Annotated in this window: 26 protein-coding genes; 15 read left to right on the top strand and 11 right to left on the bottom strand. The window is 64.8% G+C overall.

Going from position 1 to position 23,700, the window contains the following annotated elements; translation table 11 throughout:
* Positions 1–37 precede the first annotated feature (37 nt).
* The 3 genes from KTQ37_RS06990 to rsmA all read left to right on the top strand — a co-directional run bounded on the left by KTQ37_RS06990 (position 38) and on the right by rsmA (position 3,204).
* Positions 38–1,273, top strand: a complete 1,236-nt coding sequence (locus KTQ37_RS06990; protein ID WP_218629778.1) for a peptidylprolyl isomerase — start codon at positions 38–40, stop codon at positions 1,271–1,273.
* Positions 1,270–2,244, top strand: coding sequence for a 4-hydroxythreonine-4-phosphate dehydrogenase PdxA (gene pdxA / locus KTQ37_RS06985; RefSeq protein WP_218629777.1), 975 nt, complete (start codon positions 1,270–1,272; stop codon positions 2,242–2,244). The genes KTQ37_RS06990 and pdxA overlap by 4 nt, the downstream gene beginning before the upstream one ends.
* 111 nt (positions 2,245–2,355) lie before the next feature.
* Positions 2,356–3,204, top strand: coding sequence for a 16S rRNA (adenine(1518)-N(6)/adenine(1519)-N(6))-dimethyltransferase RsmA (gene rsmA, locus KTQ37_RS06980; protein ID WP_218629776.1), 849 nt, complete (start codon positions 2,356–2,358; stop codon positions 3,202–3,204).
* Positions 3,205–3,251: 47 nt separating this feature from the next.
* On the opposite strand, the gene KTQ37_RS06975 is transcribed toward rsmA, so the two are convergent.
* The 3 genes from KTQ37_RS06975 to prfA form a co-directional block, all read right to left on the bottom strand.
* Positions 3,252–3,836 (bottom strand): DUF4167 domain-containing protein, encoded by a 585-nt coding sequence (locus KTQ37_RS06975; protein ID WP_218629775.1) that lies wholly within the window; start codon positions 3,834–3,836, stop codon positions 3,252–3,254.
* Positions 3,837–4,122: 286 nt separating this feature from the next.
* The gene (gene prmC / locus KTQ37_RS06970; RefSeq protein WP_218629774.1) at positions 4,123–4,980 is read right to left on the bottom strand and encodes a peptide chain release factor N(5)-glutamine methyltransferase; all 858 of its coding nucleotides are present in this window, start codon (positions 4,978–4,980) and stop codon (positions 4,123–4,125) included.
* Positions 4,977–6,032 (bottom strand): peptide chain release factor 1, encoded by a 1,056-nt coding sequence (gene prfA, locus KTQ37_RS06965; protein ID WP_218629773.1) that lies wholly within the window; start codon positions 6,030–6,032, stop codon positions 4,977–4,979. Before prfA ends, prmC begins: the two co-directional genes overlap by 4 nt.
* 116 nt (positions 6,033–6,148) lie before the next feature.
* Between prfA and KTQ37_RS06960 the strand changes: the two genes are divergently transcribed.
* From KTQ37_RS06960 to tpiA, 3 genes are all read left to right on the top strand, one after another.
* Complete coding sequence (locus KTQ37_RS06960) at positions 6,149–6,514, top strand: SUF system Fe-S cluster assembly protein (protein ID WP_218629772.1); 366 nt, start codon at positions 6,149–6,151, stop codon at positions 6,512–6,514.
* 73 nt (positions 6,515–6,587) lie between these two features.
* A complete protein-coding gene (locus KTQ37_RS06955; protein WP_218629771.1) occupies positions 6,588–6,950 on the top strand; it encodes a HesB/IscA family protein in 363 nt (120 codons plus the stop codon).
* A gap of 64 nt (positions 6,951–7,014) precedes the next feature.
* A complete protein-coding gene (gene tpiA / locus KTQ37_RS06950) occupies positions 7,015–7,758 on the top strand; it encodes a triose-phosphate isomerase (RefSeq protein WP_218629770.1) in 744 nt (247 codons plus the stop codon).
* Positions 7,759–7,882: 124 nt separating this feature from the next.
* Here tpiA and KTQ37_RS06945 read toward each other — a convergent pair whose 3' ends face one another.
* The 6 genes from KTQ37_RS06945 to KTQ37_RS06920 all read right to left on the bottom strand — a co-directional run bounded on the left by KTQ37_RS06945 (position 7,883) and on the right by KTQ37_RS06920 (position 14,696).
* On the bottom strand, positions 7,883–9,271 hold the full coding sequence (locus KTQ37_RS06945) for a TRAP transporter large permease (protein WP_218629769.1): 1,389 nt from the start codon (positions 9,269–9,271) through the stop codon (positions 7,883–7,885).
* 3 nt (positions 9,272–9,274) lie between these two features.
* Positions 9,275–9,955: a TRAP transporter small permease gene (locus KTQ37_RS06940; RefSeq protein WP_218629768.1), complete on the bottom strand. Its 681-nt coding sequence runs from the start codon at positions 9,953–9,955 to the stop codon at positions 9,275–9,277.
* A 75-nt stretch (positions 9,956–10,030) separates the two neighbouring features.
* A complete protein-coding gene (locus KTQ37_RS06935; protein WP_218629767.1) occupies positions 10,031–11,032 on the bottom strand; it encodes a TRAP transporter substrate-binding protein in 1,002 nt (333 codons plus the stop codon).
* 232 nt (positions 11,033–11,264) lie between these two features.
* A complete protein-coding gene (locus KTQ37_RS06930) occupies positions 11,265–12,494 on the bottom strand; it encodes a sigma-54-dependent transcriptional regulator (protein ID WP_218629766.1) in 1,230 nt (409 codons plus the stop codon).
* Positions 12,491–14,269, bottom strand: coding sequence for an ATP-binding protein (locus tag KTQ37_RS06925; protein WP_218629765.1), 1,779 nt, complete (start codon positions 14,267–14,269; stop codon positions 12,491–12,493). Before KTQ37_RS06925 ends, KTQ37_RS06930 begins: the two co-directional genes overlap by 4 nt.
* On the bottom strand, positions 14,253–14,696 hold the full coding sequence (locus KTQ37_RS06920) for a GNAT family N-acetyltransferase (RefSeq protein ID WP_218629764.1): 444 nt from the start codon (positions 14,694–14,696) through the stop codon (positions 14,253–14,255). Before KTQ37_RS06920 ends, KTQ37_RS06925 begins: the two co-directional genes overlap by 17 nt.
* Positions 14,697–14,806: 110 nt before the next feature.
* Here KTQ37_RS06920 and KTQ37_RS06915 point away from each other — a divergent pair, with 110 nt between their 5' ends.
* Positions 14,807–15,988: a cytochrome P450 gene (locus KTQ37_RS06915; RefSeq protein WP_218629763.1), complete on the top strand. Its 1,182-nt coding sequence runs from the start codon at positions 14,807–14,809 to the stop codon at positions 15,986–15,988.
* Between the two features lie 5 nt (positions 15,989–15,993).
* Here KTQ37_RS06915 and KTQ37_RS06910 read toward each other — a convergent pair whose 3' ends face one another.
* Positions 15,994–16,455: an Lrp/AsnC family transcriptional regulator gene (locus KTQ37_RS06910; protein WP_218629762.1), complete on the bottom strand. Its 462-nt coding sequence runs from the start codon at positions 16,453–16,455 to the stop codon at positions 15,994–15,996.
* 141 nt (positions 16,456–16,596) lie between these two features.
* On the opposite strand from KTQ37_RS06910, the gene KTQ37_RS06905 reads away from it, so the two are divergent.
* From KTQ37_RS06905 to KTQ37_RS06885, 5 genes are all read left to right on the top strand, one after another.
* Entirely contained in the window at positions 16,597–16,902 is a 306-nt protein-coding gene (locus KTQ37_RS06905) for a DUF2849 domain-containing protein (RefSeq protein WP_218629761.1), read from the top strand.
* Positions 16,895–18,556 (top strand): nitrite/sulfite reductase, encoded by a 1,662-nt coding sequence (locus tag KTQ37_RS06900; protein WP_218629760.1) that lies wholly within the window; start codon positions 16,895–16,897, stop codon positions 18,554–18,556. Before KTQ37_RS06905 ends, KTQ37_RS06900 begins: the two co-directional genes overlap by 8 nt.
* Positions 18,546–19,295: a phosphoadenylyl-sulfate reductase gene (locus KTQ37_RS06895; protein WP_218629759.1), complete on the top strand. Its 750-nt coding sequence runs from the start codon at positions 18,546–18,548 to the stop codon at positions 19,293–19,295. Before KTQ37_RS06900 ends, KTQ37_RS06895 begins: the two co-directional genes overlap by 11 nt.
* A complete protein-coding gene (locus KTQ37_RS06890; RefSeq protein WP_218629758.1) occupies positions 19,292–19,663 on the top strand; it encodes a DUF934 domain-containing protein in 372 nt (123 codons plus the stop codon). The genes KTQ37_RS06895 and KTQ37_RS06890 overlap by 4 nt, the downstream gene beginning before the upstream one ends.
* 173 nt (positions 19,664–19,836) lie before the next feature.
* Positions 19,837–20,649, top strand: coding sequence for a ferredoxin--NADP reductase (locus KTQ37_RS06885; protein WP_311201877.1), 813 nt, complete (start codon positions 19,837–19,839; stop codon positions 20,647–20,649).
* A gap of 74 nt (positions 20,650–20,723) precedes the next feature.
* On the opposite strand, the gene KTQ37_RS06880 is transcribed toward KTQ37_RS06885, so the two are convergent.
* On the bottom strand, positions 20,724–21,263 hold the full coding sequence (locus KTQ37_RS06880; protein WP_218629757.1) for a hypothetical protein: 540 nt from the start codon (positions 21,261–21,263) through the stop codon (positions 20,724–20,726).
* A gap of 153 nt (positions 21,264–21,416) precedes the next feature.
* Between KTQ37_RS06880 and infC the strand changes: the two genes are divergently transcribed.
* The 3 genes from infC (at position 21,417) to KTQ37_RS06865 (ending at position 23,687) form a co-directional block, all read left to right on the top strand.
* Entirely contained in the window at positions 21,417–22,016 is a 600-nt protein-coding gene (gene infC / locus KTQ37_RS06875) for a translation initiation factor IF-3 (RefSeq protein ID WP_459565440.1), read from the top strand.
* A gap of 142 nt (positions 22,017–22,158) precedes the next feature.
* Positions 22,159–22,761: a L,D-transpeptidase gene (locus tag KTQ37_RS06870; protein ID WP_236021108.1), complete on the top strand. Its 603-nt coding sequence runs from the start codon at positions 22,159–22,161 to the stop codon at positions 22,759–22,761.
* An 83-nt stretch (positions 22,762–22,844) separates the two neighbouring features.
* On the top strand, positions 22,845–23,687 hold the full coding sequence (locus tag KTQ37_RS06865; RefSeq protein ID WP_218629756.1) for an isocitrate lyase/PEP mutase family protein: 843 nt from the start codon (positions 22,845–22,847) through the stop codon (positions 23,685–23,687).
* Positions 23,688–23,700: the final 13 nt, after the last annotated feature.

Genomic DNA, 23,700 nt, shown 5'->3' with positions numbered 1-23,700 from the left:
GCCCGATGAACGAAACAGGCAGACGACGGATTGAACGATGAAGCGAATTCTTCCCATCCTTGCCATGGTTTGTGGCTCTGTTCTGATGCAAGAGCCCGGACATGGCGCGGCACATGCGCAGTCGACTTCACCCTTCGCGCCGGTGATCATGGTCAACGATCTCGGCATCACTGCCTTCGAAATTGAACAGCGCATGAAGTTCATGGCCCTGCTGCGCCAGTCCGGCGATCTGCGGGCCGAGGCGGAGAAGGCCCTGATCGAGGATCGCCTGCGCGAAAGCGCCGCGCGTCAGGCAGGCATCACCCTCTCGCAAGAGGGGCTTGAGCAGGGCATGGCCGAGTTTGCCAGCCGCGGCAAGATGACCACAGAGCAGTTCGTGCAGGAACTTGGCAAGGGCGGTGTCGAGGCACAGACATTCCGCGATTTCGTGCGCGCGGGCCTGCTGTGGCGCGAAACCATTCGGGCGAAATACGCCAACCGCATCCGCATCACGGCCACCGATATCGACCGCGCAATGCTGGTCGAAAGCGCGCGTGGGCAGACCACGCGCGTGCTGATCTCGGAGATCATCATTCCCGCCCCGCCCGGCCAGGAAGCCGAAGCGATGGCTGCCGCCCGACGCGCCTCGACAGCCTCGGGCGATGCAAGCTTCAGCGCGCTTGCGCGCGAACTTTCGGCGACCGAATCTGCGCCGCGCGGCGGCCATCTCGACTGGATGGAGATCTCGAACATGCCGCCCGCACTGCGCTCGGTGATCCTGGGCCTCAAGCCCGGTCAGGCGAGTGCGCCGATGGAGATCCCCAACGCTGTCGCGGTCTTCATGCTGCGCTCGATCGATGAGGGCGGCAAAGCGCCTGCGAGCGCGCAGACGCTGGAATACGCGCGTTTTGTCGTGGGGCCTGCGGGCATCGCAGACAGCGCGCGTCAGGTGGCCGAGATCGAGGCGCGCATCGATCGGTGCGATGACCTTTACGGAGTCGCCAAGGGGCTGCCCGAGGATCGGCTGATCCGGGAAACCCAACCGCAGGGCGCCATCCCGCAAGATATCGCCATCGCGCTGGCAAGCATGGATATTAACGAGACCCGCGCGCTCCAGCGTGGCGCCAACACCGAACTCGTGATGCTGTGCAAGCGTGAGAAGACCGTGGCCGAGGGTGAGACCGCACCGAGCCGTGAAGAGATCGGCCAGCGCCTGAGCAACGAGCGCCTCAACGCCTATTCCGAATCCGACATGGCGGATCTGCTTGCGGGCGCGGTGATCGTTCGCCCATGAGCGACCGGCCCGTCATCCTGAGCTGCGGCGACCCCTCGGGCATCGGACCCGAGATCGCCGCCAAGGCTTGGGAGGCCCTTGGGGCAAGCCTGCCTTTCGTCTGGATCGGCGACCCGGCACATCTTCCGCGCGGCACCCGTGTGCGCGAAGTCTCGGAGCTTTCCGAGGCAATGACACATGCGGGCAGCGCCCTGCCGGTGCTGCCGCATCCGTTCGAGGCGGCGGCCCTTCCGGGTAAGCCCGATCCTGCCAATGCCAAGGGCGTCATCGACGTGATCGCAAAGGGTGTCGATCTGGTGATGCGCGGCGAGGGGCTGGCGCTGACCACCGCACCCATCCACAAGAAGGCGCTCAAAGACGGGGCCGGATTTGCCTTTCCCGGCCATACCGAATACCTCGCGCATCTGGCCGGGGGCGCCAAGGTCGTGATGATGCTGGCCGCGCCCGCGCTGCGCGTCGTGCCCGCAACGATCCATATCGCGCTGTCGGATGTGCCGCGCGCCTTCACTCCGGCCGTTTTGCGCGAGACGGTGCGGATCACCGCCGAGGGGCTGAGGCTCGATTTCGGGATCGACAATCCGCGCATCGCAATCGCCGGGCTGAACCCGCACGCGGGCGAAGGCGGTGCAATGGGCCGTGAAGAGATCGACTGGATGCGGGACGAGGTGGGGGCATTGCGCGCCGAGGGCTTTGCGCTCTCCGGCCCCCTGCCTGCCGATACAATGTTTCATGCCGCCGCGCGCGCGCGTTACGACGCCGCAATTTGCGCCTATCACGATCAGGCGCTGATCCCGATCAAGACGCTGGCCTTTGACGAGGGAGTGAACGTCACCCTTGGCCTGCCCTTCGTGCGCACCTCGCCCGATCACGGCACCGCCTACGATATCGCCGGGACCGGGCGCGCCAATCCCTCAAGCCTGATTGCCGCGCTGAAGCTGGCGGCGCAGATGGGGGCGGCGCGCGCGGGCTGATCTTGCCCGTGCGGCGCGAATGCCCTATCCCCGGCGCAATGATGAGGCCGGGGGCTGTCTGCCCCCGGACCCCCGAGGATATTTGGACCACATTGAAGGCAGGAGGCACAGATGGCGGCGATCGACGGGCTTCCTCCGCTGCGCGAGGTCATTCGCGATCACGAGCTGGTTGCGAAGAAGAGCCTTGGGCAGAACTTTCTGCTGGACCTGAACCTGACGGCTAAGATCGCGCGCTCGGCTGGGGATCTGACCGGGCATGATGTGCTGGAGGTCGGGCCGGGACCGGGCGGGCTGACGCGCGGATTGCTCGCGGAAGGGGCGCGCAAGGTGCTCGCCGTCGAGAAGGATGCGCGCTGCCTGCCTGCGCTGGCCGAGATTGCCGCGCATTATCCCGGGCGGCTGGAGGTGATCAACGGAGACGCGCTGGAAGTCGATGTGCGCGCGCATCTGACCCCGCCGATCCGGATTGCGGCCAACCTGCCCTATAATGTCGGGACCGAGCTTCTGGTGCGCTGGCTCACGCCCAAGGAATGGCCGCCGTTCTGGGAGAGCCTGACGCTCATGTTCCAGAAAGAAGTGGCCGAGCGGATCGTGGCCAAGCCCGGCTCGAACCATTACGGGCGCCTGGCGCTTCTGGCGCAGTGGCGCTGTGAGGCGAAGATCGTGATGATCCTGCCGCCGGAGGCTTTCACGCCCGCGCCCAAGGTGCATTCCGCCGTCGTGCATCTGCGCGCCCTGCCCGAGCCGCGTTTTCCGGCCGATCCGAAGGTGTTGGAACGGGTGGTCGCGGCGGGCTTCAACCAGCGCCGCAAGATGCTGCGCGCCTCGCTGAAGGGTATTCATCCGCAAATCGAGAGCCTGCTGGAAGAGGCAGGTATCGCGCCGACGGAACGCGCGGAGCGGGTCAGCCTTGAGCAATTTTGCCACCTCGCGCGCCTGGTCGCAGCGGCGCGCAGCTGAGCACCCTGAAAATGCGAACCGCGCCGGTTGGGGCGCGGTTCTGGCATTCATTCTTCGATCGGGGCTTCGCTCGGCGCTTCGGGCGTGGGCGCATCCTCACCCTTCGGCTCGCGCGGCTTGCGAGGCGCACGACGGTTGCGCGGCTTGGCCGGTTTGCCCTCGGCGGCAGGAGGCGCCGCAGCAATCACCGCCTCGGCGCGCATCTCCGGCGTTTCGACCAGGGTCGAGCCTTCGTCCGGTTGCTCCTGCGGTTCGGGGGCGGCGGCGGGCTGCGGCTCGGGCTGGTCCTCGCGCGGCTGATCGTCGCTGCGGTTCTCACCGCGCTCGCGCTGGCCATGGCCGTTTTGCTGGTTCTGACGCTGACGCTCTTCCTGCTCGCGCGCCATTTCGCGCTGCGCCTCGCCCAGCATACGGGTGTAATGCTCGGCGTGCTGAAGGAAGTTCTGTTCGGCCACGCGGTCGTTCGACAGCTGCGCATCGCGAGCAAGCATCAGATACTTGTCGATGATCTGCTGCGGCGTGCCGCGCACCTTGCCCTCGGGGCCCGAGCTATCAAAAACCCGGTTGATGATATTGCCGATCGAGCGTTGGCGGTTCGACTTGTTGCGCGAACGGGATTTCGAAGATCTCATGAGCTTTCGTTCGTTTTGCCCCGTGGGGCTGCTGACGTCTGGGCTGCGATCCGGAAAGCGGATACTGGCCGTTCCTTGCGGGCTGGTCCTTCGGAAACCGGGCAAGTGCCCGCCTGAAACCAAGTGACCCGCAGTGTGAAGCTGAGCCGTGCGGTGGATCGACATCCGCCCTGCACAAGTTTGACTAATCATGGGATGGCAGGACTCGCAAGCAAAAATCTGCACCGAGGACGCGAATTGGCGGGTTTTTCCCGCCGATATGCGCAGACGTGCCACAGCCGGCCGATCAGGCGCAGCCGCAGCCCCCGCCCTCGAGCGGTTTGCGCGCGATCACCACGCGGTCGCGGCCATCGAGATCCTGGCGCACCTCGACCCGCTCAAGCCCCTGCGCGGCCAGCAGATCGCTGACCTGCTGCGCCTGTGTCGGGCCGATCTCCAGCAAGACCCGCCCGCCCGGCATCAGGCGCGGCGCGGCGCCACGCGCGATAGCGCGGTAGGCATCAAGCCCATCACCGCCGGGGGTCAGCGCGCCAAGGGGCTCCCATTCGCGCACATCGACCGACAGGCCCGCCATCTCGTCTTCGGCGATATAGGGCGGGTTCGAGACGATCAGGTCGAAGACCCCGTTGATCGCCGCGAACCAGTCGGACGCCGCGAAACGCGCGCGTTTCTCGACGCCAAGCCGGGTGGCGTTGTCTTGTGCAACAGCAAGTGCGGCGGGCGAGACATCGGTGCCGGTGCCGACGGCGAAGGGCATCCCCTTCAGGCAGGAGATCAGGATGCAGCCGGTCCCGGTGCCAAGGTCGAGCACCTTGGCGAATGGCTCTTCAATGGCCGCGGCCACAAGAATCTCGGTCTCGGGCCGCGGATCGAGCGTGTCGCGCGTCACGCGAAACTCATGCCCCCAGAAAAGCCGGCGCCCGGTGATCTGCGCGACCGGCTGACGGGCCTCGCGCGCGGTGATGGCGCGGTCAAAGGCCGCTTGCTCGGTCTCGGTCAGATCGTCCTGAAGGCGCAGCGTCAGCCGGTCGGGTGCCTCATTCAGAGCATGGGCCATCAGGCGGCGCGCATCGAGCGCCGCTCCCTCAATCCCCGCTGCGACAAGCCGCCGGGTGCCATGAACAAGGGCGGCCTGCGCCTTCACGCTTCCATCTCCGCCAGCTTCTCGGCCTGATCATGCGCGGTCAGCGCGTCGATCACCTCATCGAGGTCGCCGTTCATGATCTGGGCCAGCGCGTAAAGCGTCAGGTTGATGCGGTGATCGGTCATCCGGCCCTGCGGGAAGTTGTAGGTGCGGATCCGTTCGGACCGGTCGCCCGAGCCGACCTGCGCCTTGCGGTCGGCCGCACGCTCGGTCGCCAACCGTTCGCGCTCGGCCTCATAAAGCCGGGCACGCAGAACGGCCATGGCATTGGCACGGTTCTGGTGTTGGGATTTCTCGGACGAGGTCACGACGATCCCGGTCGGGATATGGGTGATGCGCACGGCCGAGTCGGTGGTGTTGACGTGCTGCCCGCCCGCGCCCGAGCTGCGCATCGTGTCGATCCGGATGTCCGAGGCGGGAATGTCGATGTCCACATCGGCGGCCTCGGGCAGCACGGCGACAGTCGCGGCCGAGGTATGGATGCGCCCGCCGGCTTCGGTCTCGGGGACGCGCTGTACGCGGTGGACGCCGGATTCGTATTTCAGGCGGGCAAAGACCCCCTCGCCCTCAATCCGCGCGACGGCCTCCTTGACGCCGCCAAGTTCGGTCTCGGTGAAGTCCATCAGTTCGAACCGCCAGCCGTGGCTTTCGGCGTGGCGCTGATACATCCGCAGCAGGTCGCCCGCGAACAGCGCAGCCTCTTCGCCACCGGTGCCGGGGCGGATTTCCAAGATCGCGGGGCGCGCGTCGGCGGCATCCTTGGGCAGAAGGGCCAGGCGCAGGGCCTGCTCCATCTCCGGGATGCGGGCGCGCAGGCGCGGCAGTTCTTCCTCGGCCAGATCCTTCATCTCAGGGTCGCACAGCCAGCCCTCGGCCTCGCGCACGTCGTCAAGCGCCTGCCGGTAGGCGGCGATTTCCTCGACCACGGGGCGCAGTTCGGAATATTCGCGCGACAGCGCCGCGATCTCAGCGGGCGCTGCGGATGAGTTCAGCCTGGCCTCGAGATACTCGAAGCGCTGCGTGATCTGGGCGAGTTTGTCGAACGGAACCATGCCAGCGGTTTGGCGCGGAAGTGCGCTGCGGTCAAGCCTGCGGCAATCGCTGCCTTTACCTTGGCCGCGCCATTCCCTATATAAACTCTCGACTTTCGCGAGAACCGGACTTTTCCATGACAACCGATGCCCAGCCCCCCCTTGAAGGCACTCCTCTGATCAAGCCTTCGACGACCGAGCACCCGCTGCACGATAGCGTGGTCGAGGCTTGCCGCTCGGTCTTCGACCCCGAGATTCCGGTGAACATCTATGACCTCGGGCTGATCTACACGATCGAGATCAGCGGCGAGAACGATGTGAAGATCATTATGACGCTGACGGCGCCCGGCTGCCCGGTGGCCGGCGAGATGCCGACTTGGGTGCAGGATGCGGTCGAATGTGTCGATGGTATCAAGTCCGTCGATGTCGAGATGACCTTCGACCCGCAATGGGGCATGGACATGATGTCCGACGAAGCGCGGCTGGAACTGGGCTTCATGTAAGCGCATCCGGGCGCGCACCTTGCCGCGCCCCACCCCGGCCCCTATCTTTGGCGCTGGACCTCAGGAGACCGCCATGTTCGCCATTCCCGGCAAACCGCCCGTTACGCTCACCTCGGCCGCCGTGCAGCAAATTGCCCGGCTGATGGAGCGCGAGCACGCTGCGGGCTTCCGCATCGGCGTCAAGAAGGGCGGCTGCGCGGGCATGGAATATACCATGGAAGTCGCGCAAGAGGCTGGCCCCATGGATATGGTGGTCGAGGAAGGCCCGGCGCGCGTTCTGATCGCGCCCATGGCGCAGATGTTCCTTCTGGGCACCGAGATCGACTATGAGGTCGGCCTGCTCGAATCCGGCTTCAAGTTCCGCAACCCGAATGTGGCCGAGGCCTGCGGGTGCGGGGAATCCATCAAGTTCAAGGACATGCCCGAGGCGGGCTGATCCAATTGCCCTTTGCGCCCGCCCGCGCGCTGCCCTAATGTGGCGCAAACGATGGGAGGGGCACATGCGCAAGAAACTCGCGGCGGGCAACTGGAAGATGAACGGGCTGGCGGCCAGCCTGTCCGAGGTCGAGGCACTGATCGCGGCCCATCCCAATCCGGCTTGCGACGTGCTGCTCTGCCCCCCGGCAACCCTGGTTTCGGCGATGGCTGCGACGGCTGCCGGTCGTGTCTCGGTGGGTGGGCAGGATTGTCACATGGAACTCACGGGCGCGCATACCGGTGACATCTCGGCCCAGATGCTGGCCGATGCGGGCGCAAGCCATGTGATCGTTGGCCATTCCGAGCGCCGCGCCGATCATGGCGAGAGCGACGCGATGATCCGCGCCAAGGCCGAGGCCGCGCGCGCCCAAGGGCTGGTAGCCGTGATCTGCATTGGCGAGACCGAGGCCGAGCGCGACGCGGGAACCACGCTTGAAGTGATCGGGCGGCAGCTGTTCGGCTCGACCCCCGACGGGGCGACCGGGGTCAATACTGTCATTGCCTATGAACCCGTCTGGGCGATCGGAACCGGCCGCACGCCGACGCTGGAGCAGATCGCCGAGGTGCATGATTTCATGCGCTCGGAGTTGAACGGTCGTTTCGGGTCGGAGGGCGCGCAGATCCGGCTGCTCTATGGCGGTTCGGTCAAGCCCTCGAACGCGGCCGAGATTTTTGCGACCTCGAATGTCGATGGGGCACTGGTAGGCGGCGCCTCGCTGAAGGCTGCCGATTTCGGGGCGATCATCGGCGCGCTGGAGCGCGCCTGAGGGAAAGGGGGCGCTGCCCCCTCGGCCCTGCGGGCCTCACCCCCGAGGTATTTGGACAAGGAGAAAGGGCCCCGGTTTCGCGCCGGGGCCCTTTCCTTTTCTTGAAGCTCGCGGGTGCGGAGCCTTATTTCACGATCACTTCGGGTCCCATGACGGCCGTCGGCAGCACCGTGCTGAGCCAGGGTACATAGGTGATCAGGATCAGGAAGACGAAGAGCACCGCAAGGAAGGGCAGCGCCGCCTTCACGACCCGCATGATCGGCATGCCGGCCACGCCCGAGGTCACGAAGAGGTTGAGGCCCACGGGCGGCGTGATCATCCCGATCTCCATGTTCACCACCATGATGATGCCGAGGTGAATCGGGTCCACGCCCAGTTCGATCGCAATTGGGAAGACCAGCGGCGCGACGATCAGGATCAGCCCCGAGGGTTCCATGAACTGACCGCCGATCAGCAGGATCACGTTCACGATCACGAGGAACATGATCTTACCCAGACCCGCGCCCAGAAGCGCCTCGGTGATCTTTTGCGGGATCTGCTCGTCGGTCAGGACGTGCTTGAGGATCAGGGCGTTGGCGATGATGAACATCAAGGTGACGGTCAGCTTGCCGGCCTCGAACAGGGTCGCCTTGGTTGCCGGGTGGAAGAAGGCGGTGATGATCGCCTGCGGTTTTCTCCACAGCGGCAGCTTCTGTTCGCCCTCGTCCAGCGGCCCCATGTCGCGGTAGATGAAGTTCGCGACGAAGAAGGCGTAGACGGCGGCGACGGCGGCGGCCTCGGTCGGAGTGAAGATACCCGCGGTGATGCCCGGGATGCCGTAGAGGCCCACCATGATGATGACGATCAGCATCAGACCCCAGAAGGCATCCTTGAACGAGTCGAATATCTCGCCCCAGCCCTGCCACTCGCCCTTGGGCAGGTTCTTGCGGATCGCGATGATCAGGATCGTCGCCATCAGCATGAAGCCTGCGAGAAGGCCCGGAATGACGCCGGCAAGGAACATGCGCCCGACCGAAACGTCAGTGGCCGAGGCATAGACCACCATCACGATCGAGGGCGGGATCAGGATGCCGAGCGTACCGGCGTTACAGATCACGCCTGCCGCGAAGTCCTTGGAGTAGCCCACCTGACGCATCGCCGCGATGACGATGGAACCGATGGCAACCACGGTCGCGGGCGACGAACCAGAAAGCGCCGCGAAGAGCATACAGGCGAAGACGCCCGCGATGGCCAGGCCGCCCGGCAGGTGCCCGACGCAGGCGATCGCAAAGCGGATGATCCGTTTCGCCACGCCCCCGGTGGACATGAAGCTGGAGGCCAGGATGAAGAACGGAATTGCCAGCAGCGTCGCGTGCCCTTCCATCGACTGGTAAAGCGTTTGCGCGACCGAGGCCAGCGAGGTATCAGAATACCACAGAAGGAACAGGATCGAGCTGAGGCCGAGCGAGATGGCGATCGGAACGCCGATCAGCATGAAGCCGACCACCATGGTGAAGAGAATGACGGTTTCCATGGATCAGTCCTCGGCGTTCATGTGGCGCACTTCGGCGACGGCTTCTTCGGCTTCGTGGCTGACGATCAGCGCTTCACGGCGGCCGCGCAGGATGTCCCAGCTTGCCTGAGCAATCCGGAAGAACAGCAGCGCCGTACCGAACGGCAGAATGAAGTAAGGGATGAAGCGCGGAAGCTTGTTGTAGGCCTCTCCCTGGTTCATCGGGCCTTCGATGAAGCGCAGCCAGTCCGGCATCGGGATAGTCTCGGTCTCATACCAGGCCTGATCCCGGGTCTTGATGAAACCCTCGGGGAACCAGCGCCCGCCGGTCTGCTCGAACCCGCCAAAGGGGGCCCAGTAATCCCATGCGCCTTTCAGAAGAAGGAACGCATAGATGAGACAAAGCACCGCCGAGGCGATTGCCAGGATGCGGCGCATCCCCGGCCCCACCAAGCCCAGAACCGCGTCGACGCCCAGATGGGCGGTCACCTTGACGGCGTAGGACATGCCAAGCAGCACAAGCCACGCGAACAGGATCAGCGTCGCCTCGAGCCCCCAGATCATCGAGTGGGCGAAGACGTAGCGCAGCACCACGTTCACGAAGGTAATCAGCGTCATCACCCCGAGCGTCACTGCAATCGCAGTCTCTTCGGCGTGATGGACAGCCCAGCCAAAGGCTGTTTTCGGCGCATATTTCGCGCTCATGGTCAGTCCCTCTACATGGTTGAATGGATGCGCGCGCAGATATGGGCTTCCGCGCGCGCACACGGGATCAGACGATCAGTTTTGGGCGTTGATCGCCTGCGCCGCGTCGATGTTCTCTTGGCCAATACCATCCACGAACTGTGCCCAGACCGGCTTCATCGCGGTGACCCAGGCTTCGCGCTGCTCGGGGGTCAGCTCGTTGATCTTGCCGCCCGCGTCGAGGATCGACTGACGCGCCTGCATCTCGACGTCGCTGACGGCGGCGTTCCGCTCGACAGAGACTTCGTGCATGATGGTTGCCAGTTGCTCGGCGACTGCCGGGTCGAGGCTGTCCCACCAGTCGGTCGAAGTGACGACCAGGTAGTCAAGCACACCGTGGTTGGTCTCGGTGATCGAGTCCTGCACCTCGTAGTATTTCTGACCGTAGGAGTTCGACCAGGTGTTTTCCTGACCATCGACAACGCCGGTCTGCAGCGCGCCGTAAACTTCCGAGAAGGCCATCGGCTGCGGCGAGGCGCCGAGCGCCTGCATCTGCGCAACGAGCACGTCGGAAGGCTGAACGCGGAACTTCAGGCCCTTGGCGTCTTCCGGCATCAGCAACGGCTTCTTGGCCGAGAACTGCTTCATACCCGAATGCCAGAACTCCAGCCCTTTCAGGCCGCGGCGCTCCATCGAGCCCTTCATCGCCTGACCGGTGTCCGAGTTCTGGAAGGCATCGACCGCGGCCATGTTCTTGAACATGAACGGAAGGTCGAAAATGTTGAAGACCTTGGTGAAGGCCTCGAACTTCGACAGCGAAGGCGCAGCCATCTGCACGTCGCCCTGAAGCATCGCTTCCAGCACCTGGTCGTCATCATAAAGGGTCGAGTTCGGATAGACCTCGACACAGACCTTGCCGTTCATCTCGGTGTTGACGCGCTCGGCGAAGAGGCTGGCGGCAATCCCCTTGGGATGCTTGTCGGCGTTCGTCACATGCGCGAACTTGACGACCATCTCACCTTCGTCGCACTGCGCCATCGCGGCGCTGGCCGAGGTTACAAGGGCAAGAGCCGTCATAGCGGCGGTAAAGCGTTTCATGGATGTCCTCCCGGTATCTGCGCCCCCCTCGGGCGCCCAGAACAAGCCAACCGCTTAACGCATACCCGATCAACAATTTCGTGATAGCTCGCGAAAATGTCTATTTTATTACTATATTACAATGCATTATAGATTTCTTGATCGGACGGATAAGTTCTTGCTGTGCGAAAATCCGCACAGCTGTTAGCGCCGTTCGGGCGAAATGTCGCACGTTGGCAATGGACTCAGTGCCTCAGGCGTCGCGGAAATCCTCGGGGCGCAGGCCGTGGCGCGCGAGCTTGTCGTAGAAGGTCTTGCGCGGCAGCTTGAGTTGCGCCGCGGCTTCGGTCGCGTTGCCCCCGGCGCGCTGGAGCGCCTCGGCCAGAAGCGACCGCTCGACCCGCGCCATGCGTTCCGCCAGACCGAGGCTTTCTTCTTCTGGCTCTGCACCCATCCCGGTGGCGAAACGCAGGGCCTCGGACATCAGCGCCCGCGCATTGCCCGGCCATTCGCGCGCCATAAGGCGTGCAGCGACGGCGGGGGTGATCTCGGGCATCGGAAGGTTCGACTGTTCGCAGACAAGCTGAACGTAGTGACGAAACAGTATCGGAATGTCTTCGGGCCGCTCGGACAGCGAGGGGATGCGCAGCTTGACACCTTCAAGCTTCCAGTAAAGATCCGGATGGAAGCGGCCCCCGCGTGCCTCGGCAGCCAGATCGCGATAGGTGCCGGCGATCAGCCGGGTCGAGGGGAGTGCCTCGAGCAATTCGATCAGCGCAAACTGCGCCGGTTGCGGCAGGTCGGCAACCTCGTCGAGATAAAGCGTCCCGCCATCAGCGCGCGCGAATCCCTGCTCTAGCGCCTCTGGCGTCAGCCCTGCCGCGGGCAGCTTGACGAAGGCGCGCGGTGCGGCGGCCGACAGAAGGTGGATCACCTCGGCCACCTTGGAATTGCCCGCACCCGGCGCCCCGGTGATCAGAACCTCGGCACCCGAGCGCGCCGCTGCCCGCGCAGACTCGCGCAGCGCTTCGGCCACCGGCGAAGCGCCCACCAGAAGCCGTGTCGCCGCATCGCCGCGCTTGGCCTCCCGGCGCAGGGCGCGGTTCTCCATCACCCAGGCGCGCGTTTGCAACGCCTTCTCAACAACAGCGAGCAACTCTTTGGGGCCGCAGGGTTTCTCTAGAAAATCAAAGGCACCGCCCGCCATTCCGCGCACCGCCATGGGCACATCGCCCTCACCGGTCAGCAAGATCACCGGCAGTTCCGGGTCGCGCTTTCGCACCAGATCCAGAAGGGCAAAACCATCCTTGCCCGGCATCCGGATATCCGACACGACAACACCGGGAAAATCCAAGCCGACATGATCTTTGGCCTCGATATAGCTTGAGGCCAGAATGGGCGAGAACCCGGCCAGATCGAGCGTCTGCCCCAGAGCCTCGCGCACCGCGCGATCATCATCGACCAAGAGCACCTTGCGGATCAAACCTTGCCGCCGTTTCCGGGCTGGGGCGCCGCGCGCAGCGCGACGGTGAAAATGGCGCCGCCCTCGGGGGCGTTGCCGCCACTCAGGGTGCCGCCGAAGCCCTGCACCAGTCCATAGGAAATCGACAGGCCAAGGCCCATGCCCTCGGCGCTGCCGACCTCCTTGGTCGAGTAGAACGGGTCGAAAATCCGGTCAGGCTCGGCGATGCCGGGGCCGGTGTCTTGCAAGGTCAGCACGGTGCGCGCGCCCTCGGGGTGAATGCGGATGGTGATGCGCTTGCGTTCCTGCCCCTCCATCGCGTCGATCGCGTTCGAGAGCAGGTTGACCACCACCTGCGCCAGTCGCACCTCGCCGCCCATGACGATTGCCGGGGCCTCGGGGCGCTGCCAGTCGATCGTCACGTGTTCTTGCGCGATGCGCGCCTCCAGCAGCTCCAGCGCCTGCTCGACGACCGAGGCAAGGCCCACGCGGCTGGCGGGTTCGGTCTCCGCACGGGCGAAGGCGCGGAGGTTCTTGATGATGCGCCCCATGCGCCGCGCCATCTCCGAGATCCGCCCGAGGGTCTGCCCGGCCTCCTCGGTCCGGCCGCGTTCCAGTAGCAACTCGGCGTTATCGGCAAAAGAGCGGATCGCCATCAGCGGCTGGTTCAACTCATGGCTGATGCCCGCCGACATCTGGCCAAGCGCAGACATCTTGCCCGCCTGCACCAGTTCGGCCTGCGTGCGGCGCAGCTGTTCGTTGGTCTCGCGCAGCTCGGTGGTGCGCTCGGCCACGCGGTGCTCAAGTTCGGCATTGGCACGCGCTTCGGCGGCGAGTTGATCTGCCAGGGTGCGCCGCCGCTCCCACAGCGCCAGGATGACCGCGCCGAACCCGATAAGCGCAAGCGCCACGGAAACCGCTTGTGCGCGCGCGATCCGCAGGACCGGCCCGGCATCGACCAGCGCGTGACCGGTCATGCCGATCACCGGCAGAGGGAGCGTGACGGGCAGCCCGATCTCGGGCAGATAGGCGCCGCCGCGCACAAGCCCGGACCCCAGATTGGAGGGGCGAATACGGCCGGGATGCAGGTCGGTGCCGGCAGGATAGATCCGGCTGTCGGGTGTCGCGCCCGTGGTGGTCTCGAAAACCATCTCGGAGCGGTTGGCGACAAAAACGACGAGATCGTCATCGACGAACCAGACCGGGACCGGATCGCCGCGCCCCGGAGCCTCGACCTTTTCGGCATCGAAGCTGAGTACGATGGCGCCGAGCACCGGGCCGTCGGAGGCAAAGACCGGCGCGGCGTAGCGGAACATCCGTTCGCCCGTCTGCCGGTCGATCAGATGAAACGACCCCGTGGCTCCCCGTGCCGCGCGGTCCAGATCAGGGGCCGGATCAAGAACCCCCAGCCGCTCGGTCGAGCTGGCCAGAACGCGGCCTGCACGATCCACCAGCGACAACTCCTGCACACCCGTCAGATCCGAAATCCGCCGCAAAACCTCTGACACAGCGGGCGGATCGGCGCCGTCGCTACCCTGCGCGAGCGCAACGACAAAGGGATGGTCCGCCGTCATCACCGCTGCTTCGCGGAAGCTGAGCATCGAGGATACCATTCGGTCCGAGGCTAACCGCAGGTCTGCCCGCCCGCGCTCGGCCAGTTGCGCAAGCCCCGTGTGCAAGGCCGATTGCCATACCACGACCGCCACCCACAGGATCGCACCAAGCGCCAGCACTAGGACGAGCAGGCGCTGGACGATTGGTTCTGACGTGCGCGCGTTATCAGGGGCTGATGGCATAAAGGATGAACCCACTGGCTGGGGTATAAGTATCGTACAGCTTGCGCGCGGCCTCGTTCGTCTCGGCGGTGAGCCAGCGCACGGAACTATAGCCCCGCGCACGTGCGAAGGCGCGCACATGCTCTATCAGCGCGCGGCCTACGCCCTGCCCACGCGCTTCGGGCACGGTGAAGAGGTCGGAGAGGTAAACCACCTGCGCACCCGAAAGCGAGCGGTGCATCAGCGAATACTGCACCAGGCCAAGCGCCATGCCATCCGCCCCCCAGGCGATATCGGCCCAGTAGTCCTCGTTAGCGTCGTTGATCCAGGCCCAGACCTTCTCGATCGCCGGGGCCGGATCGGTCCGATAGAAGGCGGCATAGCCACGAAACAGGGCCTCCCAGGCGGCGCGATCGGAGGGCGCGACCGGACGGATTGTGATGCTCATCGGCGAACTCCTTTGAGCCAGTAGCACAGCAATCGGCGGGATAAATCAAGCGGGGGCTTGCAAGCACCTGAACTCTCGTTCTTTTCTGGGCGTGACGGAGGAGTGACCCGATGCGCCGCCTTTCCCAATCGCCGACCGAAGCAGGCTTCGTACAGAACCCCTACCCGTTTTACGACGCGGTGCGGGCCGAGGGCGCCTTTGTCCTGTGGGAGGAATACGGCATCCCCGTCACCGCACGTGCGACCGTTGTCGGCGCGGCGCTGCGTGACCGGCGCCTTGGCCGCGAGGCTCCGCCCGAATTCGCCCCCGCGATCCCGCCGCATCTTGCCCCCTTCTACGCGGTCGAGGAACACTCGATGCTGGAACTGGAGGCCCCACGCCACACCCGCCTGCGGCGGCTGGTGCTACGCGCCTTCACATCTGCCCGGATTACCGCCCTCGCCCCCGAGATCGCCGAACTTACAAACACCCTCATAGACCGCATGCCCCCCGGCGGTTGCGACCTGCTGGAGTATTTCGCCAAGCCCCTGCCCGTCATCATCATCGCGCGGCTTTTGGGCGTGCCCGAGGACCGCGCACCGGACCTGCTGCGCTGGTCGAACGCCATGGTCGGCATGTATCAGGCGGGCCGCACCCGCGCGACCGAGGATGCCGCCGTCCGCGCCACCGAGGAGTTCGTGGATTTCCTGCGCCTCTATATCGCCGAGCGCCGCTCGCGCCCCGCCGATGATCTCATCTCGCATCTGATCGCGGTGGAAGAGGCGGGTGAGCATCTGAGCACCGACGAGATGATCACCACCTGCATCCTGCTGCTCAATGCCGGGCACGAGGCCACGGTGCATACGATTGGTAACGGGATCAAGGCCTTGCTCGAAGGCGGCTTCGGTGGCTATTGGCTGACGAAAAGCCGCGTCGATGGCACGGTCGAGGAAATCCTGCGCCACGACCCGCCGCTGCACCTGTTCACCCGGTGGGTCTATGAAGACCTCAGCCTTGCCGGAACCGAATTCAAGCGCGGCGATCGCGTGGGGCTGCTACTGGCAGGCGCCAATCGCGACCCCGGCCCCTGGGAGGAACCCGCGCGCTTCAACCCTGCCCGCCCGGTGCAGACGCATTTCGCCTTCGGGGCGGGCGCGCATTTTTGCATCGGCGCACCGCTTGCGCGGCTGGAACTGGCCGCCAGCTTGCCGATCCTATTCCAGCGCCTACCAGAGCTGCGCCTGGCCGAGGCCCCGCGCTACGCGAACCTCTACCATTTCCACGGGTTGGAGCGGCTGCTGGTCCGCTACTGAGCGCCTCAGAGCGGCAGCAGCGTCGTCGATTTGATCTCTTCCATCGACAAGAGCGCGGTGACGTTGTGGATCTTCACCTCTGAAATCAGCGCCTGGTAGAACTGATCGTAGGCGCGGGCGTTCTTGACCCGGACCTTGAGGATATAGTCGATGTCGCCGGCCAGCCGGTGCGCTTCAAGCACCTCGGGACGGGCGCGCAGCGTGGCAAGGAATTTCTGCTGCCATTCGGCCTCGTGCTCGGAGGTGCGGATCAGCACGAAGAAACAGGCCTCCAGCCCCAGTGATTCTGCATCGAGCAGGACGGTCTGACGGCCGATCACGCCAAGGTCTTTCATCTTGCGGATTCGGTTCCAGACCGGGGTCTTGGACGAGCCCACCTTGCGCGCGATCTCGTCCAGCGACTGGCTGGCATCCTCTTGCAGATGGGAGAGGATTTTTCGATCCATATCATCAAGACGGACAGCCATCCGCATTTCCTCCTCTTGGCGGGAAAATCGCTCCAAAGCTCGGGCAGGATAGAACAATGATCCTTATTCGCAAGGGTGTATGGCGAAAACAGGGGAAAATTTCCTATATTACAGAACAGAAATCACCTGCCGGAGGCCGCCATGAGCCGCAAGTTCACGCCCAAAGTCGTTACCGCGAATGATCTGCGCGAGGGCTGCGTGATTTACATGACCGAGACCGGCTCCTGGTCGATGCATCACCATGAGGCCGAGCTGATCGAAGACGAGGCGATTGCCGAGCTGCGCCTGCTCAAGGCGCTTGGCCAAGGCGACCGCATCGTTGGCGCCTATCTGGCCGATGCAAAGCCCGGCCTCAAAGGCCCTGAACCCATCCACTTCCGCGAGGTGTTCCGCACCCGCGGCCCGTCCAACTACGCCCACGGCAAGCAGGAGGCGGCAAATGTATAACTATTCCGACTTCGATGAGGCTTTTGTCCGCACCCGTGCCGCGCAGTTCCGCGCACAGGTCGAGCGCCGTCTGGACGGCTCGCTGACGGAAGACGAATTCCGCCCGCTGCGCCTGATGAACGGCGTCTATCTGCAGCTGCACGCCTACATGCTGCGCGTGGCCATCCCCTACGGCACGCTGCGCGCCGACCAGATGCGCCAGCTCGCCCATATCGCCGAGACCTATGACAAGGGCTACGGCCACTTCACCACGCGCCAGAACATCCAGTTCAACTGGCCGAAGCTGACCGATATTCCGGACATCATCGACGCGCTGGCCGATGTGCAGATGCACGCGATCCAGACCTCGGGCAACACGATCCGCAACGTGACCACCGACGCTTTCGCCGGTGCCGCCGCCGATGAGGTCGCCGACCCGCGCCCGGTGGCCGAACTGATCCGTCAGTGGTCCACCGACCATGCCGAGTTCCAGTTCCTGCCGCGCAAGTTCAAGATCGCGATCACCGGCTCGGCCGAGGATCGCGCGGTGATCCGCGCCCATGACGTGGGCCTCGAACTGGTCAAGCGCGGCGACGAGATCGGCTTCAAGGTGCTGGTTGGCGGCGGTCTTGGCCGCACGCCCATGCTGGCCCCGGTGATCCGCGAGTTCCTGCCCAAGGCCGACCTGCTGCCCTATCTTGAGGCGATCGTCTCGACCTACAACCTGATGGGCCGCCGCGACAACAAGTACAAGGCGCGCATCAAGATCACCGTCTTCGAGAACGGTCTCGACACCTTCCGCGCCGCGGTCGAGGAAGAATTCGCCCGCATCCGCCCCGCGTTCTCGGGTGTGGACCAGGACGTTCTGGCCGGGATTGAGGCGCAATTCGCGCCGCCCGCCTTCAAGAACACGCCTGTCGAGTTCTATGAAAAGAGCCTTGAGGTCGATCCCCTGTTCAAGACCTGGGCCAAGCAGAACCTGGCCGCCCACAAGGTCGAGAACCACGCCATCGTCACCGTCTCGATCAAGGAGCATGGCGCGACGCCGGGCGACGCCTCGGCCGATCAGATGCGCCTGCTGGCCGATCTGGCGGACCGTTACGGCTATGGCGAGCTGCGCATCAGCCACGAGCAGAACGTCGTGCTGCCGCATGTCGCCAAGGCCGATCTGCCCGCGATCCATGCCGAGTTGCTGCGCGCCGGCCTTGCCACCGCGAATGTCGGGCTGATCTCGGACATCATCGCCTGCCCCGGCATGGATTACTGCGCGCTGGCAACGGCCCGCGCGATCCCGGTCGCGCAGGAGATCGCTACCCATTTCAAGGCGCTTGGCCTTGAGGAAGAGATCGGCGGGATCAAGATCAAGATCTCGGGCTGCATCAACGCCTGCGGCCACCACCACGTGGGCCATATCGGCATCCTCGGGCTCGACCGCGCTGGCGTCGAGAACTACCAGATCACGCTCGGCGGTGACGCCGGTCCGCTGGCCGCCATCGGCGAGCGCGCGGGCCCCGGCTTTGCCTATGACGAGGTCGTCCCGGCGATCGAGCGCATCCTGCGCGCCTATCTGGCGATCCGCGCGGACCGCGAGGAAACCTTTATCGAGACCTTCCGCCGCCTCGGCCCCGCGCCGTTCAAGGAAGCGCTCTATAGCGAGGCCCGTGATGCTGCCTGATATCGAACTGCGGGTTGCCGCGCTGAATGATCGCTACCGCCACCACGCGGCGGTCTCGGTCATGGAAAAGGCCCTGAAAGACGCCGATACGGGCGAGGTTGCGCTGGTTTCGTCCTTCGGGGCGGAATCGGTCGTGCTGCTGCACATGGTTTCGATCATCGCGCCGGGCACTCCGGTGCTGTTCATCGACACGCTGATGCTGTTCCAGGAAACGCTGGACTATCAGCGCGATGTGGCCGCCAAGCTGGGCCTGACCAATGTGCGCAACATCACCGCCAGCGAGGCTGCGCTGAAGCTCGACGACCCGGACGGGACGCTGCACCAGTTCAACACCGACGCCTGCTGCAACCTGCGCAAGACGGTGCCGCTGGAAACCGCGCTCTCGGGCTATGACGCCTGGATCACGGGCCGCAAGCGGTATCAGGGCGACACCCGCTCGACCATCGACTTCTTCGAGGTGGAAACCCCCACCCGCATGAAGATCAACCCGCTGGCGCATTGGGGCCGCGAGGATCTGGAGGAATACATCGTCCAGAACCGCCTGCCCCGTCACCCGCTGGTGGCCAAGGGCTATCCGTCGATCGGCTGCGCCCCCTGCACCAGCCCCGTGAAACCCGGCGAGGACCCCCGCGCGGGCCGCTGGCGCGGCCAGACCAAGACCGAATGCGGCATCCACTTCATCGGCGGCAAGCCGGTGCGCGTGAAGACCGACATCGAGACCGAGGAGAAAGTGGCATGAGCGTGATCGTGCGTGACGACGGCTTTCATGCCGAGGACTGGGCAGGCGCGGTGGTCGAGCTTGCGCCCGATACCGATGCGGGCGAGCTGGCCGTGCTGACGGCGGGTGCGGAGCTGGTGCGCGTGGCCTTCCCGGCCTTCTCGGACGGGCGCGGCTTTACCCTTGGGCGGCGCCTGCGCGCGCTTGGCTTCACCGGGCGCCTGCGCGCCGCGGGCCACGTCATCGCGGATCAATACGCGATGGCGCGCCGCTCGGGCTTCGACGAGGTCGAGATCTCGGACGAGCTGGCCGCGCGCCAGCCCGAGGCGCAGTGGAAAGCCCGTGCCGACTGGCAGGCGCATGAATATCGCGCCCGCCTGCGCGGCTGATTGTCGCTTTTCAGCCCGGACGAACCGGCTTAGAACCCAAATTCAAGCCGACTTGAGCCAAATCAAGGAACCTGCGCTCGGCGAAGAGGTATTTGCGGTGCATATTTACGCCGCCCCTTCGCCGGGCCCGCATCGCCCCCCCTCTCCGGGGCCTTTGACAAAACGAGATCGACGTGACCCAGACCGCCACCATCCCTGCCCCCAAGCACCTGCCCGACGCGCAGACCGTGACCGAGGTCAAGCACTGGACCGACCGGCTGTTTTCGTTCCGCGTGACCCGCCCGCAAACCCTGCGCTTCCGCTCGGGTGAGTTCGTGATGATTGGTCTGCTGGACGACAGGGGCAAACCGCTTCTGCGCGCCTATTCGATCGCCTCGCCCGCCTGGGACGAAGAGCTTGAGTTCTACTCGATCAAGGTGCCCGATGGCCCGCTGACCTCGCGCCTTCAGCACATCGAGGTGGGCGACGAGATCATCCTGCGTCCCAAGCCCGTCGGCACGCTGGTGATCGACGCGCTCCTGCCCGGCAAGCGCGTGTGGTTCCTGGCCACCGGCACCGGCATCGCGCCCTTCGCCTCGCTGATGCGCGAACCCGAGACCTACGAGAAATTCGAAGAGGTCATCATGATGCACACCTGCCGCACCGTCGAGGAACTCGAATACGGCCGCAAGCTGGTGGAGGATCTGGTGAACGACCCGCTGATCGGCGAGATGGTCGAGGGCAAGCTGAAATACTACCCCACCACCACGCGCGAAGAGTTCCACCACATGGGCCGGATCACCGACAACCTCAGCTCGGGCAAGGTGTTCGAGGATCTGGGCATCGCGCCGATGGACGCCGAGCATGACCGCGCCATGGTCTGCGGCTCGCTTGCGTTCAACAAGGACGTGATGGCGGTGCTGGAAAGCTTTGGCCTGCGCGAAGGCGCGAACTCGGAGCCGCGCGAATACGTGGTCGAGAAAGCCTTCGTCGGCGACGGCATCTAAGACCTGCTGCACAGCAAATGAAAAAGGCCGCGAGCGATCGCGGCCTTTTGTCGTTTTGGCTGATCGGCCCGGCGTCAGTGGCCAAGCGCCGCCTTGACCTGCTCGATCGCACCCGAGACCAGGCCCGGATTGGCGCGCGCGCCTTCGACCACGGCCTTGAGCGCGGCCTTGCTTTCCTCGGCCAGCGTCGAGGTCTCGATCATCTCGATCACCTTGTCGGCGTCGAAGCTTTCGACCGTCAGCGCCTTGGTGGAGTCCATCATCTCGCCTGCGCCTTCGACGGCAGCATTGGCGGCATCGGACGCGGCGGCGGCCGCGTTGTTGACGGCTTCGGCCGCAGCGGCAGCCGCATCGGTCGCGGCCTGGTTCACCGCCTCTGCGGCAGCATCGGCCGCGGCCTTCGCGGCTTCACCGGCAGCCTGCGCAGCCTCGGTGGCTGCGGCGGCAGCCTCGGCGGCGGCTTGCGCCGCGGCATCGGTGGCGCTCGTCTCGGCGGCGGGCGCCTCGGTGGTGGCGGTTGCCTCGGGCTGCACTTCGGGCGAGCGAGTGAAATACCACGCCCCGGCCGCAACGGCAGCGATGGCGACGACCAGACCAAGAACCTTGTTGTTCATACTTTTTCTCCCAATGTCGGCACGGATCGTGCTCGTGGCCACCATATGGGAGGGATCTGCGCCAGATGGAAGGTGTAGAAAGCCCGGCTTTTCCCCCTAATCGGCAAGATTGCCACCGGATGCGCCCCTGCACCCCGCGATTCCGGTTGAAAGCTGAGAAACCCGGAACTATTTTGCGCGCCAATCAGAGATGGCCACAGAAGGAACACAGCCATAGCCCGCAGACCGCACAACGCCCCGCCGCAACGCGACACCGGCCCCCGCGTCAATGACCGTATCCGTGCCCCCGAGATCCGTCTGATCGGCGCGGATGGTGAGAACGTCGGAGTCGTGACCCCCGCGCGCGCGATGATGATGGCCGATGAGGCCGGGCTGGACCTCGTGGAGATCTCGCCGACGGCCGTACCGCCGGTCTGCAAGATCATGGACTATGGCAAGTTCAAATATGAGCAGCAGAAGCGCGAGGCCGAGGCCCGCAAGAAGCAGCACATCATCGAGATCAAGGAAGTCAAATTCCGCCCCGGCACCGACACACATGACTATGAGGTCAAGATGCGCTCGGTCATGAAGTTCCTTGAGGGCGGCGACAAGGTCAAGATCACCCTGCGCTTCCGCGGCCGCGAGATGGCGCACCAGCAGCTTGGCCTGGAACTGCTCAACCGCGTCAAGGATGACGTGGGCGATGCCGGCAAGATCGAGTCGATGCCCAAGCTCGAAGGCCGCCAGATGATCATGATGATCGCGCCGAAGTAATCGGCCGACAGTCTAGATTTCAAAACCCTCCCCCTGCGGGAGGGTTTTTTCTTGCGCGCTCGCCCAAGCGTGAGCAGCCGTGATTTGCACCTGCGGCATCGGGATGGGATTCTGCCTCGAACAGGAAACAGGAGCCGACCCGATGACCACCCCACGCGCACCGATGCTGAGCCGACGCGCCGCGATATTTGCCGGCGGGGCCGCCCTGCTCAGCCCCGCCCTGGCCCGCGCGGCAACGCAAGACACGCCCATGGCCCTGCAACCCGCCATCGTGGCCCCGTCCGAACGGCGCAACATCTCGGCCTTTCGGCTGGTCGATTGGCGCGATCACTTCGACCAGATCGACCGCGCCACCCTGATCGCCGACACGAGTTCGCGCGCGCTGCACTATTGGGCCAAGGATGGGTTGGATTACCGCCTCTACCCGACCTCGGTTCCGATGAGCGAGGAACTGACCAAGCGCGGCTACACCGAGATCGTGCGCAAGCGCGTCGGCCCCGACTGGACGCCCACGCCCTCAATGCTCGAACGCGACCCGAGCCTGCGCTACATGCCGCCCGGCCCCGACAACCCGCTTGGCACCCATGCGCTTTATCTAAGCTGGCCCGCTTATATCATCCACGGCACCCACGACACCCGCAAGATCGGCCGCAAGAGCTCGTCAGGCTGCATCGGTCTTTTCAATGAGCAGATCGAAGAGCTCTACGCCCTTTGCCCGACAGGCACGCAGGTCAAGATCATCTAGCGGCTTGTCCCTGAGCGAGAAAATTTGTTCGCGTTATGTTCTGAACTGACTATACTCTGAGGAATTCAGCCTCGGAGTATGTCATGCCGGATCAGCGCACAAAGTTCGAACGCCTGAAAGCACTGCATCACCGCGATTCCGCGTTCGTCATTCCCAACCCTTGGGACGCGGGCTCTGCGCGGTTGCTGGCCAGTTTGGGCTTTGAAGCACTTGCGACCACCAGCGCCGGATATGCCTTCTCAAAAGGCAAGCGGGATTCCTTCTCTGCCCTGACGCGCGACGAGATCATCGCGAACGCGGCCGAGATCGTCGCCGCGACCGACCTGCCCGTGTCGGCCGATCTTGAGGACGGTTTCTGCGCACAGCCCGAGATCTGCGCCGAGACGATCCGGATGGCTTGCGAGGTCGGCCTCGTCGGAGGCTCGATCGAGGATGCAACCGGCGCAGACGACGCGCCGATTTATGATCTTTCCCAAGCGGTTGAGCGCATTCAGGCCGCTGCTGAGGCCGCGCGCGACCTGCCGTTCCTGCTGACGGCACGGGCCGAGAACTACCTCTGGGGGCGACCGGATCTGTCCGACACGATCAAGCGCCTGCAAGCCTTCTCCGAGGCCGGCGCGGATGTGCTTTACGCTCCGGGTCTGCCGGACATTGAGGCGATCAGAACCGTGTGCCGCGCGGTGGACAAACCCGTTAACGTAGTGATGGGCCTGAAGGGCCGGAGCTACACGGTGCAAGAGCTTTCCGAGGCGGGCGTTCGGCGGATCAGTGTCGGCGGTTCCTTCGCCCGCGCGGCACTTGGCGCCCTGATGCGCGCCGCACAGGAGGTGCGCGACTCTGGCACCTTCGATTATGCCCAAGACGCCCTTCCCGATGCGCTTGTCAGCCAATTGATGGCTCAGGACAAGCGCACGGACCGGCAGTGAAAATTGCGCGGGC

Origin of the sequence: Sedimentimonas flavescens (genome assembly GCF_019264375.1) — a bacterium.
GTDB classification, from domain to species: Bacteria; Pseudomonadota; Alphaproteobacteria; order Rhodobacterales; family Rhodobacteraceae; genus Rhodobacter; species Rhodobacter flavescens.
This window is presented reverse-complemented; position numbering and strand designations above follow the sequence as displayed.

Bases quoted from the DNA above. Each gene is read 5' to 3' on its own strand.
- KTQ37_RS06905 (WP_218629761.1), top strand. From the start codon at position 16,597: ATGAGCCGCAAGTTCACGCCCAAAGTCGTTACCGCGAATGATCTGCGC.
- KTQ37_RS06900 (WP_218629760.1), top strand. From the start codon at position 16,895: ATGTATAACTATTCCGACTTCGATGAGGCTTTTGTCCGCACCCGTGCC.
- prfA (WP_218629773.1), bottom strand. From the start codon at position 6,032: ATGGTTCCGTTCGACAAACTCGCCCAGATCACGCAGCGCTTCGAGTAT.
- tpiA (WP_218629770.1), top strand. From the start codon at position 7,015: ATGCGCAAGAAACTCGCGGCGGGCAACTGGAAGATGAACGGGCTGGCG.
- KTQ37_RS06940 (WP_218629768.1), bottom strand. From the start codon at position 9,955: ATGAGCGCGAAATATGCGCCGAAAACAGCCTTTGGCTGGGCTGTCCAT.
- KTQ37_RS06870 (WP_236021108.1), top strand. From the start codon at position 22,159: ATGACCACCCCACGCGCACCGATGCTGAGCCGACGCGCCGCGATATTT.
- pdxA (WP_218629777.1), top strand. From the start codon at position 1,270: ATGAGCGACCGGCCCGTCATCCTGAGCTGCGGCGACCCCTCGGGCATC.
- KTQ37_RS06920 (WP_218629764.1), bottom strand. From the start codon at position 14,696: ATGAGCATCACAATCCGTCCGGTCGCGCCCTCCGATCGCGCCGCCTGG.
- KTQ37_RS06895 (WP_218629759.1), top strand. From the start codon at position 18,546: ATGCTGCCTGATATCGAACTGCGGGTTGCCGCGCTGAATGATCGCTAC.
- KTQ37_RS06865 (WP_218629756.1), top strand. From the start codon at position 22,845: ATGCCGGATCAGCGCACAAAGTTCGAACGCCTGAAAGCACTGCATCAC.
- KTQ37_RS06960 (WP_218629772.1), top strand. From the start codon at position 6,149: ATGACAACCGATGCCCAGCCCCCCCTTGAAGGCACTCCTCTGATCAAG.
- KTQ37_RS06955 (WP_218629771.1), top strand. From the start codon at position 6,588: ATGTTCGCCATTCCCGGCAAACCGCCCGTTACGCTCACCTCGGCCGCC.
- KTQ37_RS06880 (WP_218629757.1), bottom strand. From the start codon at position 21,263: ATGAACAACAAGGTTCTTGGTCTGGTCGTCGCCATCGCTGCCGTTGCG.
- KTQ37_RS06975 (WP_218629775.1), bottom strand. From the start codon at position 3,836: ATGAGATCTTCGAAATCCCGTTCGCGCAACAAGTCGAACCGCCAACGC.
- rsmA (WP_218629776.1), top strand. From the start codon at position 2,356: ATGGCGGCGATCGACGGGCTTCCTCCGCTGCGCGAGGTCATTCGCGAT.
- KTQ37_RS06945 (WP_218629769.1), bottom strand. From the start codon at position 9,271: ATGGAAACCGTCATTCTCTTCACCATGGTGGTCGGCTTCATGCTGATC.
- KTQ37_RS06910 (WP_218629762.1), bottom strand. From the start codon at position 16,455: ATGGCTGTCCGTCTTGATGATATGGATCGAAAAATCCTCTCCCATCTG.
- KTQ37_RS06915 (WP_218629763.1), top strand. From the start codon at position 14,807: ATGCGCCGCCTTTCCCAATCGCCGACCGAAGCAGGCTTCGTACAGAAC.
- KTQ37_RS06935 (WP_218629767.1), bottom strand. From the start codon at position 11,032: ATGAAACGCTTTACCGCCGCTATGACGGCTCTTGCCCTTGTAACCTCG.
- KTQ37_RS06925 (WP_218629765.1), bottom strand. From the start codon at position 14,269: ATGCCATCAGCCCCTGATAACGCGCGCACGTCAGAACCAATCGTCCAG.
- KTQ37_RS06890 (WP_218629758.1), top strand. From the start codon at position 19,292: ATGAGCGTGATCGTGCGTGACGACGGCTTTCATGCCGAGGACTGGGCA.
- KTQ37_RS06990 (WP_218629778.1), top strand. From the start codon at position 38: ATGAAGCGAATTCTTCCCATCCTTGCCATGGTTTGTGGCTCTGTTCTG.